Origin of the sequence: Endobacterium cereale (assembly GCF_009617585.1) — a bacterium.
Lineage (GTDB): Bacteria > Pseudomonadota > Alphaproteobacteria > Rhizobiales > Rhizobiaceae > Neorhizobium > Neorhizobium cereale.
In genome coordinates, this window is record NZ_WIXI01000044.1 from 238,377 (window position 1) to 254,884 (window position 16,508).

Consider the following 16,508-nt stretch of genomic DNA (forward strand, 5'->3'; position numbering starts at 1 on the left):
AATGTTTGTCGTCATGGGGTTTGTGTCGCTTGGCTGGAGCGCGCTGTCAACGGGCTGGCTGCTGCCGGTGATTAATAGGCAGAATCCACCCTTGGTGACATTCGATTTTCAAAAAAACTCCCGCCGTTTTGCGGGTCATGTGGTCGGGGCACTGAAAGCTGCCTCGTAATTTAGTGAGTAATTCGATGGAAACTGTTGTCGCTTCGAAATCCGGGGGCGTGCAATTATTGGCCTTGATATCGGCGCGGATCAGTTTCGTTTCGTGATTGGTGATGACGAGACTGCGGGCCTGATTACGAGCCGACAGGATATCCTTGCGGTTCTGTTCCATGTCGGAAAGCATCTGGCGAAGCGCGCGGCAGGCGTGATCATTGGGGCCGCCGAGCGGCGTAATGCTGATTGAACCGCATTCATGACGGCGCATGTCGAGCCTAAGCTTGCGGATTTCGATATTCTGTTTGGTCAGCGCCTGGGCGTGTTCGCGCACATCGCTTGTATTGCCGATAATGTGTGGGGCATTGGCAAGGCGGCGGTAGAGGTCCTCGCACAGCGCGGCATTCTCCTGCGCCATCGCGGGCAACGGGCTAAGGCATAATGCCAGGGCGAACAGCCGGTGAGGGCGCATCCGTATCCTCCATTCGATCCCGCGTCGTGGGACCGTATATTTCGTTGTCGAATTCCGAAGGCGAATGGTCCCGCCTCCGGATTGACATTGTCCTAACAGCCTTGAACGAGGCTGTGGATTTCTCAGGCGAGGATCGCCGGAAGCGTCGGCTGCGAGGCCTCCGCGACTGCAATCGCCGTCATGTTGACGACGCCGCGCGAGGTGACCGACTGGCCGAGGATGTGGGCCGGCAGAGCCGCACCGACCAGGATCGGGCCGACATGCAGCGCATCGGTCATGTTGCGGACGATGCCGAGCGAGATGCTGGCGGCATCGAGGTTCGGGAAGATCAGCAGGTTGGCTTCACCGGTCAGCGTGCTGTCCGGCATGGCGCGCTTGCGCACCACTTCGGAGAGAGCGGCGCCACCCTGCATTTCGCCGTCGATTTCCAGATCCGGCGCCTTTTCACGCACAAGGGCAAGCGCTTCGCGCATCTTGCGGGCGCTCTCAGAATCGCGCGAGCCAAAGTTCGAGTGGCAGATCAGTGCCGCCTTCGGCTTGATGCCGAAACGCTGCACTTCCTGAGCAGCCAAAATGGTGATCTCGGCGATTTCGGTGGCCGACGGGCTGTAGTTCACAAAGGTGTCGGTGAAGAACATCGCGCCGCGCTGCGAGATCAGCAGGCTGAGGCCGGACAGTGTGCAGGCGCCGGGGCGCATGCCGATGATCTGGCGGATGTGGCGCAGATGGCTGTCGTAACGGCCTTCGAGACCGCAGATCAGCGCATCGGCTTCGCCGCGCTTGACGGACAATGCACCGATGATGGTGTTGTTGGTGCGCACCAGCGTGCGGGCGGCATCCGGGTTGATACCGGCGCGGCCGACGAGGGCTGAATAGTCGTCGACATATTCACGGTAACGCGGATCGTCTTCCGGGTTGACGACGGAAAAGTCCACGTTCGGACGCAGGCGGATACCAAAACGCTTGAGGCGGGATTCGATGACCGAAGGACGGCCGATCAGGGTCGGCACGGCGATCTGCTCATCAAGCATGATCTGAACGGCGCGCAGGACGCGTTCGTTTTCGCCTTCGGCAAAGATGACGCGCTTCTTTTCGGCCGCCTTGGCGGTCGCAAAAATCGGCTTCATGACGAAGCCCGAGCGCCAGACAAAGCGGTTCAGCTGGTCGAGATAGGCGTCGTAATCCTGGATAGGACGGGTCGCGACGCCGGTTTCCTCAGCAACCTTGGCGACAGCCGGCGCGATGCGCAGGATGAGGCGCGGATCGAACGGCGAGGGGATCAGGTAGTTAGGGCCAAAGATCGGCGTTTCGCCGGAATAGGCGCGGGCAACAACGTCTGAGACTTCTTCACGGGCAAGCGCTGCGATCGCCTTGACCGCCGCCATCTTCATTTCTTCGTTGATCGTCGTCGCACCGCAATCGAGCGCGCCGCGGAAGATGTAGGGGAAGCAGAGGACGTTGTTGACCTGATTGGGGAAGTCCGAACGGCCAGTGCAGATCATCGCATCCGGGCGGGCAGCGCGGGCAAGTTCCGGCATGATTTCCGGCGTCGGGTTGGCAAGCGCCATGATCAGCGGTTTTTCCGCCATCTGGGCCAGCAGTTCCGGCTTCAGCACACCAGCGGCCGAGAGGCCGAGGAAGACGTCGGCGCCGGCGATATTGTCGGCCAGTACACGGTTGTCGCTCTTCTGGGCGTAGACGGCTTTCCACTCGTCCATCAGCTCGGTGCGGCCTTCATAGACCAGACCTTCGATATCGTGGACCCAGATGTTTTCCTTCCGAGCGCCGAGCGAAACCAGAAGGTTGAGGCAGGCAAGGGCGGCCGCACCGGCGCCCGAGGCGACGATCTTCACGTCGGCAATATTCTTGCCAGCCAGTTCCAGGCCGTTCAGGATACCGGCGGCGACGATGATGGCGGTGCCGTGCTGGTCGTCATGGAAGACCGGGATGTTCATCTTGGCGCGCAGCTGGCGCTCGACTTCAAAACATTCCGGCGCCTTGATGTCTTCAAGGTTGATGCCGCCGAAAGTCGGCTCGAGGGCTGCAATGGTCGAGACCATTTCCTCGACCTTCGGCGCGTCGATCTCGATGTCGAAAACGTCGATGCCGGCGAATTTCTTGAAGAGGACGGCCTTGCCTTCCATCACCGGCTTGGATGCCAGCGGGCCGATATTGCCCAGACCCAGAACGGCGGTGCCGTTGGAGATTACGGCGACAAGGTTGGCGCGCGCCGTGTAATCGGCAGCGGTTTCCGGATTGTCGCGGATCGCGAGACAGGGAGCGGCTACACCCGGCGAATAGGCGAGCGCGAGGTCGCGCTGGTTGCCGAGCGGCTTGGTCGCGGTGACCTCCAGCTTGCCGGGGCGGGGAAACTTGTGGAAATGCAGCGCCTGCTCTTCGAGTTCGCCATTGCTGGCGGGGTTGGCAGGGGTATCGGACATGTTCGATGTCATTGCGACCTCGGTCAAAATTCTTCTTGAGGGTCTCTCAATACAACAAATGACATGAGGGTCCACCCGCATATTGGCGAATAGCAGTAATTCCGGGCTGGCGATGTTGCAGGAGGGTTACGCGAAGCTGGAACCGGGGCAAAAGCCCGGTTTTGTCATGTTCGTGAAACAAGACTCTGTTTTTCAGGAGCCAGGACGACGCGACGAAAGGGCGATCTCGTGACCAGGCAAATGGAAACCGGGAAAATGGAAACGAAACATTTCAGAACCCTGTTCATTTCCGACGTGCATCTCGGCTCGAAGGCGGCTCGCACGGATTTCCTGCTGGATTTCCTGCGCTATCACGAAGCCGAAACCATCGTGCTGGTCGGCGACATCGTCGACGGCTGGCGCCTGAAACGCAGCTGGTATTGGCCGCAGGATTGCAATGACGTGGTGCAGAAGCTTTTGCGCAAGGCGCGCAAGGGCACCCGCATCATTTATATCCCCGGCAATCACGACGAATTCCTGCGTTCCTTCCCGGGCGTGCATTTCGGTGGCATCGAAGTCGCCGACCGGATCATTCACGAGACGGCGGACGGCAGGAAATATCTGGTTCTGCACGGCGATCAGTTCGACGTCGTGGTGCGCAACATCCGCCTCCTCGCCTATCTCGGCGACTGGGCTTATGATGCGGCGATCGTCATCAATATCGGGCTTGCCGCCATCCGCCGCAAGCTCGGCCTGCCTTACTGGTCGTTTTCGGCCTGGGCCAAACTGCAGGTCAAGCAGGCGGTCAATTTCATCGGCGAGTTCCAGAACGTTGTGGCCGACGAAGCGCGCCGCGCCGAAGTCGATGGCGTCATTTGCGGCCATATCCACCACGCTGTCATGGAAGACATAGATGGCATCCATTACGTCAACACCGGCGATTGGGTGGAAAGCTGCACGGCGATCGCCGAGCACATGGACGGTTCTTTCGAGTTGATTACCTGGAGACAGGTGGCTGCAACGGCACAGGTGCATGCATTGCCGGCGCCGGAAGGACGCGAGATTTCGGCCACGCAGGCCGCTTGAGGCTTTGTCTATGCCAATGAATTGACGCGCAGCGCCCTTTCGGGCGCTGTTGTCGTTTATCCCCACAGTTCCGGCCGCGGAGCGCTGACCAGTGAACCGTCATACCGCAAGCCGGGTACGCGGTCGCGCGCCAGCAGCAGCGGGCCGTCGAGATCGGCGTAGTCGCAGTCGGCGGCGAGCAGAACGGCGGGTGCCATGGCAAGGGATGTGCCGACCATGCAGCCGACCATGATCTTGAAGCCCAGCCGCTTTGCTTCCGCCTTCATCGCCAAGCCCTCGGTCAGACCGCCCGTCTTGTCGAGCTTGATATTGACGGCGTCATAACGGTCGCGAAGCGCGGCGAGGTCTTTCGTTGCGTGTACGCTCTCGTCGGCGCAGATCGCCACCTTGCGGCGGATTTTGGCGAGAATGGCGTCATTGCTGGCCGGTAGAGGCTGTTCGATCAGTTCGATATTGGCTTGAGCAGCAACCGCCAGATGATGTTCGATATTGGCCTCGGTCCACCCCTCATTGGCATCGACGACGATTCGGGCATTCGGTGCGGCCAATCGCACGGCGCGGATACGCTCGGCATCGTTTTCAGTACCGAGCTTGATTTTCAGAAGCGGGCGATGCGCATTGGCGGCAACCTGAGCGGCCATGGTCTGCGGATCGGATAACGAGATCGTGTAGCAGGTGATCATCGGCGCCAGATCGGTAACGCCGAGCATGGCCGCTACGGTTGTGCCGCCTGCCTTGGCTTCCAGATCGAACAGGGCACAGTCGATCGCATTACGCGCTGCGCCGGGCTTCATTTCGGTGAGCAACGATTCGCGGCTTATTCCCCGTTCGATGGCAGGTGTCATGGCGCGAATCGCTTCGAGAACACCTTCGATCATCTCGCCATACCGGCGATAAGGCACGCATTCGCCGCGCCCGATGATCTCATTCGCGCTAATGGTGCAGGTCACAACCTCGGCTTCCGTCTTCGAACCCCGTGAAATCGTGAAGGTACCGGCAATAGGGAAGGATTCTGTTGTGGCTTCAAGGTGACGCCGCATGGATTTAGCTTTCCCGCACATGGCAATTCGTTAACAGGTGTTTATATTGCCGTTTCCCAAGACGCGATCAACGGGCGTTTGAGCAGAAGAAGATTTATGCAGGCACAGCCGAACCCCGCCGAGATGTCGGACGCGGACATAAAGATCGAAGAGATCGACAATGGCGGCCAGCGTCTGGTTCTGACCGGAAACTGGCGAAGCCATGGTATTTCGGCCGTGCTTCCAAAGCTTTCCAAAATCGAATCCGGCAAGGCCAATGGCCGACTGGAAGTTGATGTCAGCGATATCGAGGGAATCGATACGGCTGGCGCCTGGCTGTTGCGACGCCTGATGACGCAACAGAAGGAAGCCGGCGGCGAAGTTGCGCTGACTGGTGCCGATGCCAAGCTGCAGGAACTTCTCGACGTCCTGCCGGAAAAGACGCCGGCGCCCGAAAAGGTTGTCGACGACAGCACGCTGTTCCAGCGCATCTTTGCGCCGACCGGCGAGGCCATGGTGGCGCTCGGCCAGGATCTCGTTTCGGCCATGAACATTCTTGGCTCCGCCGTGCGCGGTGCGCAGATGAAGCTTGGCCACGGTTCCGGCGTATCGCCAGCCTCGGTGGTAACCCATATCGATCGCATGGGCGTGCGTGCGACGCCAATCATCCTGTTGATGTCGTTTCTGATCGGGGCGATCATTGCCCAGCAGGGTGCTTTCCAGCTTCGTTATTTCGGTGCCGAACTGTTTGTCGTCGACCTGGTCGGCATTCTCCAGCTTCGCGAAATCGGCGTGCTTTTGACCGCCATCATGATCGCCGGCCGTTCCGGCAGCGCGATTACGGCCGAAATCGGCTCGATGAAGATGCGCGAGGAAATCGATGCGCTGACCGTGATCGGCCTGAACCCGATCGGCGTTCTGGTGTTCCCACGTCTCGTCGCACTGACGATCGCACTGCCGCTTCTGTCCATCATAGCCAACTTTGCGGCGCTCGCCGGTGCTGCGGTGATCACCTGGGCCTATTCCGGCATTACGTTCGAGACCTTTCTTGGCCGTCTCAACGAGGCGATCGATTATTCATCGGTCGCATCCGGCATGATCAAGGCGCCGTTCATGGCACTTGCCATCGGCATCGTGTCTGCTGTCGAAGGTCTCAAGGTCGGCGGCAGTGCCGAATCGCTTGGTCAGCACGTGACCGCATCCGTGGTGAAGTCGATATTTGCGGTGATCCTGATGGATGCGCTGTTTGCAATCTTCTATTCCGCGATCGATTTTTGAGGTGGTGATGAGCGCAAACAGCGAAACACTGGAGAGAGATGCGCCGGCGCAGAGTGATCGCGACGTCATTCTCGAAGTGCGTGATCTGACTGTCGGTTTCGGCTCGAAGATCGTTCTCGACAACTTGAACCTCGATATCTATCGCGGCGAAATTTTGGGTTTTGTCGGTGCATCCGGCACCGGCAAGTCGGTGCTGATGCGCACCGTGCTGCGGTTGTTGCCGCATCGCTCGGGCACGATCAAGATTCTCGGCGTCGACTATGACACCGCCGATGACCAGAAGCGAATTTCTCTCGACACGCGGCTCGGCGTTCTTTTTCAGCATGGCGCGCTGTTTTCGGCGCTGACGGTGAAGGAAAACATTCAGCTGCCGATGCGGGAGTACCTGCAGCTACCGCAGTCGCTGATGGACGAACTGGCCTATCTGAAGCTGGAGCTTGTCGGTCTGCCGCCGGACGCTGCCGACAAATATCCGTCCGAACTCTCCGGCGGCATGATCAAGCGCGCCGCACTGGCCCGTGCGCTGGCGCTTGATCCGGACCTGGTGTTTCTCGACGAACCGACATCCGGTCTTGACCCGATCGGTGCCGCCGATTTCGACGCCTTGATCGCCAAGCTGCGCGATACGCTCGGCCTGACCGTTTATATGGTGACACACGACCTCGATAGCCTGTTCTCCGTCTGCGACCGTATTGCGGTTCTGGGCGAGAAAAAGGTATTGGTGGAAGGAACGCTGGACGACATGTTTGCCTGCGACGACCCTTGGGTTCAGTCCTATTTCCGCGGCAAGCGCGCACGATCGGTGGTGACAGAGCCGATCGACCGAGCCACCGAACACCCAGAAAAGTGACCGGAATTTATGGAAACCAAAGCCAACTACGCCCTCGTCGGATTTTTCACGCTTCTGGTGGTCGCTGCCGCATTCGGCTTCGTCTACTGGATGGCGCAATATGGCCGCGGTGGACCGACCGGTGAACTGGCCATCCGCATTCCGGGCTCGGCCAATGGCCTGTCAGTAGGTTCCGCCGTGCGCTTCAACGGCATCCCGGTCGGCACGGTGCGCAATCTTGCCATCGACCCGGATGATCCACGTTTTTCGATCGCTTTTACCGAGGTGCAGCTGGCAGCGCCGGTCTATCCGTCCACCAAGGCGGTTCTGGAAGTGCAGGGCCTGACGGGGGCCGCCTATATCGAATTGTCCGGTGGTCGCACCGGCGAGGAAAACATCGTCAAGAAGGCCCAGGAACAAGGCAAGCCGGCCGTGCTGATTGCCGACCAGTCGAGCGTGACGAACCTGCTGGCGACCGCGGACCAGATCCTTAAACGCGCGGATACCGCGATCGGTGATATTCAGGGCTTCGTTGCTGATGCCCGTGGTCCGCTGACGCAAACGATCAGGCACGCCGAAACGTTTACAGCTTCGCTCAGCGAAAATTCCGGCGCGATCGACGAGTTCCTGAAGAGCCTCTCGGCTCTCTCCGGCACGTTCAACACGGTGTCGCAGCGCATTGATTCGACGCTTGAGGCAGCCGAACAGCTGGTTCGTGCAGTCGATGCCAACAAGATCAACAACATCCTCAGCAATGCCGAAAAGGTGTCCGGCGACGTCGCCGCATCGACGACTGAACTTCCGGCAATCGTTGCTGAGGTCAAGGAAACGGCTGCGAGCTTCCGTCAGGTCGGTATCGATACCCAGAACGTTCTAAGACGCGCCGAGCAGATCATAGCATCGGTCGATCCGAAGCAGGTTGGTGCCGTCGTCGACAATTTTGCGCAGGCCTCGGCCGATGCGCGCGGGGCAGTGGCCTCCGCGCGGGATGTCGTCGATGGCGTGGCTGTTCGTCGTGACGAGATCGATCGGGCGATCGGTGATTTTTCCGAACTGGCCAAGAAGCTGAACGAGGCATCCAGCCGCGTTGACGGCATTCTGGCCAAGGTCGATACGATGGTGAGCGGCGACAGCTCCGAGGGAATGTTCGCCGAGGCGCAGAAGACACTGCAGTCGATCCGTGCGGCCGCCGACAATCTCAATGGCCGCATCGGCCCGATCGCCGACAACATCAATCGCTTCTCGTCTTCCGGTCTGCAGAACGTTCAGACGCTGGTCGGCGACATGCGCCGCACGGTTGACAACCTCAACCGCGCGATCACCAATTTCGACAACGACCCGCAGCGTCTGATTTTTGGCGGGGACGAAGTCAAAACATATGACGGCAGGACCCGGCGTTGATGGCGTATCAGGCGTTCAAGTACAGGGCTGATGGGAGCGTGAATATGGGTTCGAAGTCTTCGGGTTTTGGTCGCGGCAGTGCCATTCTGGCCCTGCCGCTCGTGGCGGCGCTTTTGAGCGGCTGTGGAGCCAAGGCCAATAACGACACGTTCGACCTGTCCTTGACGCCGGTGGCAAGTTCTGCCGACAGCGCCAAGGCCCGCCAGATCCTCGTGCCCGAGCCGACGGCGCTGAAATCGCTCGACAGCGAGCAGGTGGTTGTGCGTGTTTCCCCTTCGGAAATCCGCTATCTCGGCAAGTCGCAATGGGGCGATCGCCTGCCACGCATCGTGCAGTCGAAACTCGTGCAGGCGTTCGAAAATACCGGCAAGCTCGGCGGCGTCGGCAAGCCGGGACAGGGACTGGCGATCGACTATCAGGTCGTCACGGATATCCGCGCCTTCGAAGTCAATGCGTCCAGCCCGAAGGCGGCGGTTGTCGAAATCTCGGTAAAAATCCTCAACGATCGTAATGGCTCGGTGCGCGCGCAGAATGTGTTCCGCGCCACGGTGCCGGTTTCGGGTGAGGACAATGCGACCTTCATCGCCGGCATCAACCGCGCCTTTGCCAAGGTCGGTGCCGATATCGTCGACTGGACACTGAAGTCGATCTAGACCGTTATTATGCGGCATGCACGGTCAAAAAAGCCCCGCAGGTACTATGCCTTGCGGGGCTTTCGTTTGTGCGGGCGCCCCCTAGGGTAACCCGGAATAATGGTTCCACCTGAGCAGCCCGATCTCTGCTGGGGTGTGGATCTATGATCTCGAGGTGAAGTACCGCTGTCTCGGGATGTCTGAGGCCGGTGGCCAGAACCTGTCAGCGGCTACCAATACGGTTACGGTGAGATGCACGCCGGCTGCCTCTATCATCCGATGCCATCTGTTTACCAAGCCCGCTTCACATAGCCGCGACAGGGCAAGGCTCGCAACTCGATCGACACGGGAAAACGAGTGTGGTCATTTCTCGCAGAGGGAAATGCAACGGTAGTGGTCGGCCGCCCAGGGATGGATCAACTGTCCAGATTTTCCGGGACGCGCGCATCCTTGTCGCGGGCGCACACAAGCGCATGAAACGCGGTCTGGGTAGAGAGAAGCAGGCGAATTGCCTCGTCGTCACTTTGCAACGGCAAAGACAGCTTGCGGACGTACCGCAGGCGGTTGAGTTTCAGATCTACGTCGTCCGAATGCTGATGCGCCACAGAAACCTCCTGGTTCCTGTGGCGCACTTTATCAGAAAATGATGATGTATCAACTATGGATCAACAACCGTAACGATTGTTGATCAGCTGAAGCGACCCGCCGCGTGTGCCAGCATGGTGTAGACCTTGCCGGTATCCGAAGTGAGGTAGCTCTGCGTGACCGTCTTGTCGCGATCTGTACGGGCAACATCGGCCAACAGCTTTTCGAAATCAGCGATGTAGCGATCGACAGCTGTGCGGAATTCCGGCTCGCGGTCGTACTTCATCTTGATGTCATCAAACGTCTGCTGACCCTTGAGCGTGTAGAGCCTACGGGTGAACACATCGCGCTCACCACGCTGGTAGCGGCGCCACAGTTCGACGGATGCTTCGTGATCGATAGCGCGGGCGATATCGACCGACAGAGAGTTGAGCGACTCGACCATATGGCGGGGATTGCGATTGTCGCCATGACGGGTGGATGCTTCCTGCGTCGGACGCTGGCGCGGAGCGGATTCGGCCTGCTGCTCGTCACGCGATGCGCCACGCAGAAGGTCGCTGATCCAGCCGCCGTTATCATCGCGGCGCTGCGCTTCCGTCGCACGCGCTGGCTGTTGTGCAGGACGGTCGAGCGGCAGGGAGCCGCGCAAACCGCCACCAAGGCTGCCCGCAAGCCCACCAGCCAGGCTGGAGGTCAGCGGATCGCGTTGTGCAGGCTGCTGTGGTGCGGCCGGAGCGGACTGCGCGACGCGTTGCTGCAGGCTTGGCTGCTGCAGGATCGGTTGTTGGACGATGGGCTGCTGCAGAACCGGGGCAGGCTGCTGCGGCGCGATCGGCGCCTGGGCATAAGACGGGGCCGGTGCCACGGGTGCCGGAGCAGGGGCTGCAACCGGTGCCGGAGCGGCGCGAACCGGTTCGGCGACCTCGAGCTGCTGGGCCGACCGGCCGACCAGTGTCGAGATGTCCTGCAAGGCCTTGATCTGCTCGGAGACGGCGCGACGCATGGCGGCTGCGCTTTCCTTGGCTTCTTCCGGCAGATCGAACGCACCGCGCTTCAGTTCCGAGCGGGTGGCGTCGAGTTCCTTGCGGATGTCGACGGCCGAGCGCCGGATTTCGTCGGTAGCGCCGGCGAAACGGCCAACCGCATCATCGACGGACTGACGCAGGGTTTCGCGCAGCTGTTCAGCGGCTGTATCGGACTTGCCGGTCGCATCTGTCAGCATGCGATCGACATCGGCCAGCGAGCCTGCAATGCCGCCGCGCATGCGTTCGGAGAGTTCGCGTGAGCGACGCTCGGCGTCACCCAGAGTACCTTCGATGGCACGGGTCGCTTCCTGGCCAGCATTGAAGAAGGCATTGCGCATGTTTTCGGCGGTGGCTTCCGCCTGCTGCTGGGTTTCTCCCAGCGAACGGCCGATATCGGCAAACGATGCCTGCAGACCTTCGCGAAGGCGGGAAGAAACCTGCGAGGAGCGGTCTTCTGCGCGATCGAAAGCACCTTCGACAAGGTTCGTCAGGTTGCGCATGGTGAGTTCGATCTCTTCCGAGCGCTTGACCAGGCCAACAGAAAGATCACGCAGTGCGGACTGGCGCTCATCGAGCGTGCCGACAAGGTTCGACTGGGCGGCACCGAGGAGTTCAGAAGCCTGACCGAGAACGCGGGAGTGATCGTCGAAACGGCCAACGATATTGCCGACCTGCGACAGCGTGGCCGAGGAAACGTTCGACAGGCGGTCGACATTGTTTTCCAGAAGGCGGCTGGCACTGGAGACGGCATCGGCCGACTGGCTGGCGGACTGGGCGAAGCGGTCGGCTGTCGCGCCGAGGCGTGCGTCTGCATCGCCCAGCTGTTCGGCAGCGCGTTCGATCGTGCCACCCAGTTCCGCAGCCGTGCGCTGTACCAGCGAGGCGATGCCGGTATTGCTGTCTTCAAGGCGCGAGATGAGGCTCTGGACGCTGGCGGCGAGACCCTGCTCGACACCCAGCATCTTGCCGGACACTTCTTCGCCGCGCTGGCTGATGGCCGACAGCGTGTCATTGGTACGGGCGGCAAGCGCATCGACCAAGGCGTTGTTTTCGTTGCGCAGGCGCTGGCTGGTTTCTTCCGCGGCAGCAGAGAGGCGACCGGCCGTCTGCTCGGCAGCAGTGGCCAGCTGTTCGGCGGCGAGGCGACCGCTTTCGGCAGCCTGTTCGAGCGCCGGGCGGGCCTTTTCGTCGATCAGGCGCGAGAACTCGGCCGAACGGCTGGACAGCATCGAGTTGAGATCACGCGAGCGGTTGTCGAGCGACGAGCGGATAGCTTCGCCACGCGCTTCGAGTGCCTTGTCGACCTGATCAATGGCGGCATTGATTTCGCCAGCGGTCTGCGAAAGGGAATTGCGGACCATGTCGCCGCGGTCGCCAAGCGATTTCTCGGCTTCGCCAAGAGCGTCCGAAATGGCCGCGACCTGACCCTTGACCAGTGCGTCGGCTTCGGCAACCTTGTTGACGATCGAATTTCCGGCATCCGAGAAGGCCTGGGCAACAGCCGCAGCCTGACCGGAGAGGCGGCCCTGCGTTTCGGAGATGCGTCCAACAATCTCGTTGGAACGGTCTTCGATCGACTTGGTGAATTCGGCGTTGCGGGCTTCCAGCTGCTCGGAGAACTGAGCGCCGGCGCGTGCCAGTGCTTCGGTCGAACGCATCGCCTCGCTGTCCATGCCTTCGGCGGCCGTGGTGACGGCGTCGCGCATGGCAGTGGCAAGCGTTGCGGCCTTGCCTTCGATGGTGCGGCTGACGGCGTCGAGGCCGACATTGAGCGCGCGGTCCATAGTGCCGAGGCGCTCTTCCAGACGGCCGGTGCCGGCGTCGAACGTACCGTCGATGCGGCTTGCAGCCTGTTCGCCAGCGGCTTCGAGACGGGCGCTGCCGCCGTCGAGGCTGGTTTCGATGCGGGCTGCGGCCACGCCTGCGGCGCGTTCGAGATCGGCTGTGCGCTCGGCGAGCGTTTCGCCGAGATTGCGGCCGACGCCATCGACCAGTTCCGATACGGAACCGAGCTGCTCGCGCATGCGGCCTTCAAGACCGGTAAGCGTGCCGTCGACACGTTCGCTGGTCTCGTTGAGGGCGGTGGATACGCTGCCAACGGTCTTTTCGATACGGCTGGAGAACTGGTCGGCAGACTGGTTGATCTCGGCGGCAGCCGTGCTCAGCTTGGCGGCGATTTCGCCGGCGCTGGAGGTGAGGCGGCCTTCCAGATCGTTGCCGACGCCATCGACCAGACCGCGCAGGCCTTCCTGCTGCAGTTCGAGCGTCATTTCCAGCATGCTGGCGCTGGTGGCGATCGACGTGCCGATGGATGTTGCCTGATCGGCGAGCATTTCGCTGAACTGGCCTTCGGCCTCCGTCAGCGTCGTTGCAATCATGTCGCGACGGTCGTCCAGAGTGGCGCGCATGCGATCGTAAGAACCGTCCAGAGTTTCCTGCAAGCGATCGTTGCTGGAATCCATCGTTTCAGCAACCCGCTCGTGGCCGGTGCTCATCATGGTTTCCATGCGCAGCAGGCCGTCGGTAATCGTGTCTTCGAAACGTTCGGCGTTCTGGCCGAGCGCCATCTCGATACGACCGGCACCGCCGCCGACCGAGCGGTCGATCTGTTCGGCCCCCTGTTCGAGAGCGCGGGTGATTTCGGCACCGCGATTGTCGAGCGTGGCTTCGAGGCGCTGCTGGCTTTCAGCATAGACGCCCTGCAGGTTTTCGGTGCGGGCCGCATAAGCGGCGGCAACACGCTCGTCGGCGCTGTTGATGGTGTCGAGGAGGGTGCTGGTCTTTTCCTCGATGGCGCCGGTCAGGCGGTCTTCGCCAAGGGCGAGAGACGTTGCCATTTCCATCGACTTGTCGTCGAGGATTTCGCCGATGCGTTCGCTGCTCTTGGACACCATGTCGCCCATGTCGGTCATGCGACGGCCGAGATCCTGCTCGATACGCTGATGACCGGCGGACAAAACGGTTTCCATGCCTGCAATGCGCTCGTCGAGAACACCTGCGAGGCGCTCCGGCGTGCCGGCGACGGCGTTTTCGAGACGTGCGGTGCGCTCGTCAAGCACTTCGGCGAGGCGCTCGTGGCTGCCGCTGACGGCGTTGACGATGGCTGCCGAATGGCCGGCCAGGGTGTCGTCGAAACGGGTCTGGCTGTCGGTGAGGGCGTTGAACAGAGCGCCGCTGCGTTCAGCCATGACGGCATCGATACGCTCGTGTGCGCCACCAAAGCTGTCGGTGATTTCGGCAGCACGGGCGTTGAGCGTCTCGGTGAATTCCTGCGCGCGGCCTTCAAGCGCGCCGGAGAGTTCGCGGCTCTTGGCGTCGAAATCAGTCGAAAACGCGCTGGCAGAGGCTTCGATGCTCTCGTTGAGCGCGCGGCCGGACTTTTCGAGATTTTCGGTCAGGCTGCGGCCGGACGTATCCAGCGTTTCGGCAAGCGTACGGCTGCGCTGGTCGATTGCCTGCTGGAATTCAGCCGTGCTGGCGTCGAGACCTTCAGTGAGAGCCGCAGCCGATGTGGCAAGGCCGACAGTGAGAGCAAGGCTCTTGTCGTCTATTGCTTCCTGAAGCTGGGCGCTGCGGGTTTCGAACGCTTCGTTGAAGGCACGGCTACGGGCATCCAGTGCCTCGCCGATCTGGCTGGTGCCGGATTCGAGCGTGCTTTCCAGTATTTCCTGATTGGTGCCGAGCGTGGTGGCAAGCGCCAGCGACTGGTCGGTGAAAGCCGAGCCGATGCGTTCGATGCTGGAGGACAGGATGCCTTCCATCGCTTCCGAATTGCTTTCGACGCTCTGCTTGATCGTCAGAAGGCTCTCGTTGAGCTTGGTGTCGAGCGAGCCGGAGCGCTGGTCGAAAGCCTCGGTAAATTCGTTGAGACCGGAATCGAATGTGGTGCTGAGTTGGCCGATCGTGGTCTGCAGGCGTTCTTCGAACAGGCCGGTGCGCAGATCGAGGTCCATGACCGCGTCGTCGGCAGCCGTCTGCAGGCTCTGGCGGAAGCTGGAGCCGCGTTCGTCGAGTGTCGTGTTGAGCGAATTGAGAACACCATCAAGTGTGCCGGTGATGGCGCGTTCGCCCGATGTCAGGCCCTCGGTAATTTCGCGTGTACGCGCAACAAGGGTCTCGTTCAGCTGGCGCGTGCGGTCCGAAAGAGCTGCATTCAGCTTTTCGGTGTTGGCGTCGAGCGTCGAGGCGCGGGTCTCGAACTGGCCAAGCAAATCCTCGCCACGCTCGGAAAGCGTCTTGGACAGATCCTCAAGGCGGACGTCGAATTCACCAGCCAAATGCTTGCCGGAGGCTTCCAGCGTCTGGACCATACTGTCCGTCTTGGCCGTCAGCAGCGAGCCAAGCGCTTCACCGGCAGCGTTGGAGCGCTCCATCAGAGTGGCGGCGCGCGTCTCGATCATCGAGGCGAAGGCTTCACCCGACGTTGCGAGGCGGACCGAGATTTCCTCGGTTGCGAGCGACAGGTCTTCCTTGAGCTGATCGTGGGCACCGACGATGGAGGAGCGGATGCGGTCTGCATGGTTGACGATAGCGTCGCGTTCGGAGCCGAGCTCCTGAACGAGGCCGCGAACACGCATTTCGTTATCGGCATAGCTGCGCTCAAGCGCATTGACTTCCGAATGGACGAGGGTCTCGAGTTCGGTGGCGCGGGCGATGGTACGCTCGATGCCTTCGTTCATCGCCATGACTTCGCGACGGACGGCCTGGCCGACCGACATGATGCGGTCGGTCGCAATGGTTTCCGGCTCGGAGAGACGCAGTGCCACTTCCGCCATCGAACGGGCTGCGATACGCAATTCGTGCGCGCGCGCCATCATGATGGAGAAGGCATAGAAAAGCATGATCGGCACGAAGATGCCGACACCGATGGCGACGACGCCCGGCGTTTCGAGAACCTGCTCGACAGAGGTGAAGCGCCAGATCTGCGATCCGTAGATGAGCTGGCCGAGGCCGAGGCCACCAATTGCCCAGAGGGTGGACAGAATGGTTGAATTGCGAAGGGCGGCACGCATCGCACCACCGTCAAGCGTGCGCAGCAATGCGGCGGTCGGACGACGGCTGGCGTCGTTTGCGGGCGCAAAGGTCGGCGACTTGGGTGCTGTCGGCTCTGCAGCTGCTGGGCGCGCCTGTTCGGCTGCAGCCTTGCGAACTTCTGCCTGACGGGCAACCGCCTGCTTTTCACGCGGTGACACTTCACGATCCGCGGACTTCGGCGGCTGCGGCTTCTCGGACACGGTCTTCTCCCGCGCTTGGGAAGTGGGGCCAGAGCGAGGCTTCAGATCGTCTTCGAAATCGTTGTTCAAGGCATCTTCCAACGCCTGAAACGCGGTTTCGTCGATCGCATCGCTATTGTTTTTCTTCACCATGCGGTTACGCCTCGTTACTAACACCGGTCAAATCAGCCGTCCCGGTGCCGCATGCAGATGGGTACGGGTGACACGCCTGTCGGTTGAAGCCGCCGCCGAGATCTCGGCGGTCGGATCGTCCTTATTTTATTCCAGTCCGGAACGCTTTCATTTCAAAGGGATGATAAGGAATGCTTACCGACCCGCCTTCCGGTGCGCGAAAATTTGGCCGAAACCGAGGCACACGCCTTTGCCAAGCGTAT

At 61.0% G+C, this 16,508-nt stretch carries 10 protein-coding genes; 5 read left to right on the forward strand and 5 right to left on the reverse strand.

The genetic code is table 11. The features are described 5' to 3' along the window. Positions 1–46: 46 nt before the first annotated feature. Positions 47–625, reverse strand: coding sequence for a hypothetical protein (locus tag GAO09_RS14885; RefSeq protein WP_153354780.1), 579 nt, complete (start codon positions 623–625; stop codon positions 47–49). Positions 626–747: 122 nt separating this feature from the next. Continuing rightward, positions 748–3,066, reverse strand: a complete 2,319-nt coding sequence (locus GAO09_RS14890) for an NADP-dependent malic enzyme (RefSeq protein WP_410767682.1) — start codon at positions 3,064–3,066, stop codon at positions 748–750. A 255-nt stretch (positions 3,067–3,321) separates the two neighbouring features. Between GAO09_RS14890 and GAO09_RS14895 the strand changes: the two genes are divergently transcribed. After that, positions 3,322–4,131, forward strand: a complete 810-nt coding sequence (locus tag GAO09_RS14895; RefSeq protein WP_209018721.1) for a UDP-2,3-diacylglucosamine diphosphatase — start codon at positions 3,322–3,324, stop codon at positions 4,129–4,131. A 56-nt stretch (positions 4,132–4,187) separates the two neighbouring features. On the opposite strand, the gene dgcA is transcribed toward GAO09_RS14895, so the two are convergent. Then, a complete protein-coding gene (gene dgcA, locus GAO09_RS14900; RefSeq protein WP_153354782.1) occupies positions 4,188–5,171 on the reverse strand; it encodes an N-acetyl-D-Glu racemase DgcA in 984 nt (327 codons plus the stop codon). A gap of 96 nt (positions 5,172–5,267) precedes the next feature. Here dgcA and GAO09_RS14905 point away from each other — a divergent pair, with 96 nt between their 5' ends. From GAO09_RS14905 to GAO09_RS14920, 4 genes are read left to right on the forward strand one after another with little or no spacing between them, the layout of a single operon-like run. Further along, on the forward strand, positions 5,268–6,428 hold the full coding sequence (locus GAO09_RS14905; RefSeq protein WP_153354783.1) for an ABC transporter permease: 1,161 nt from the start codon (positions 5,268–5,270) through the stop codon (positions 6,426–6,428). A gap of 7 nt (positions 6,429–6,435) precedes the next feature. Beyond that, positions 6,436–7,278, forward strand: a complete 843-nt coding sequence (locus GAO09_RS14910; RefSeq protein WP_153354784.1) for an ABC transporter ATP-binding protein — start codon at positions 6,436–6,438, stop codon at positions 7,276–7,278. 9 nt (positions 7,279–7,287) lie between these two features. Next, positions 7,288–8,658, forward strand: coding sequence for an MlaD family protein (locus tag GAO09_RS14915; RefSeq protein WP_153354785.1), 1,371 nt, complete (start codon positions 7,288–7,290; stop codon positions 8,656–8,658). Positions 8,659–8,702: 44 nt separating this feature from the next. Continuing rightward, the gene (locus GAO09_RS14920) at positions 8,703–9,311 is read left to right on the forward strand and encodes an ABC-type transport auxiliary lipoprotein family protein (RefSeq protein WP_235938156.1); all 609 of its coding nucleotides are present in this window, start codon (positions 8,703–8,705) and stop codon (positions 9,309–9,311) included. A gap of 395 nt (positions 9,312–9,706) precedes the next feature. Here GAO09_RS14920 and GAO09_RS14925 read toward each other — a convergent pair whose 3' ends face one another. Then, positions 9,707–9,895: a hypothetical protein gene (locus GAO09_RS14925; protein WP_153354787.1), complete on the reverse strand. Its 189-nt coding sequence runs from the start codon at positions 9,893–9,895 to the stop codon at positions 9,707–9,709. Between the two features lie 83 nt (positions 9,896–9,978). Continuing rightward, positions 9,979–16,266, reverse strand: coding sequence for an apolipoprotein A-IV repeat region-like domain-containing protein (locus GAO09_RS14930; protein WP_153354788.1), 6,288 nt, complete (start codon positions 16,264–16,266; stop codon positions 9,979–9,981). Between the last annotated feature and the right edge of the window lie 242 nt (positions 16,267–16,508).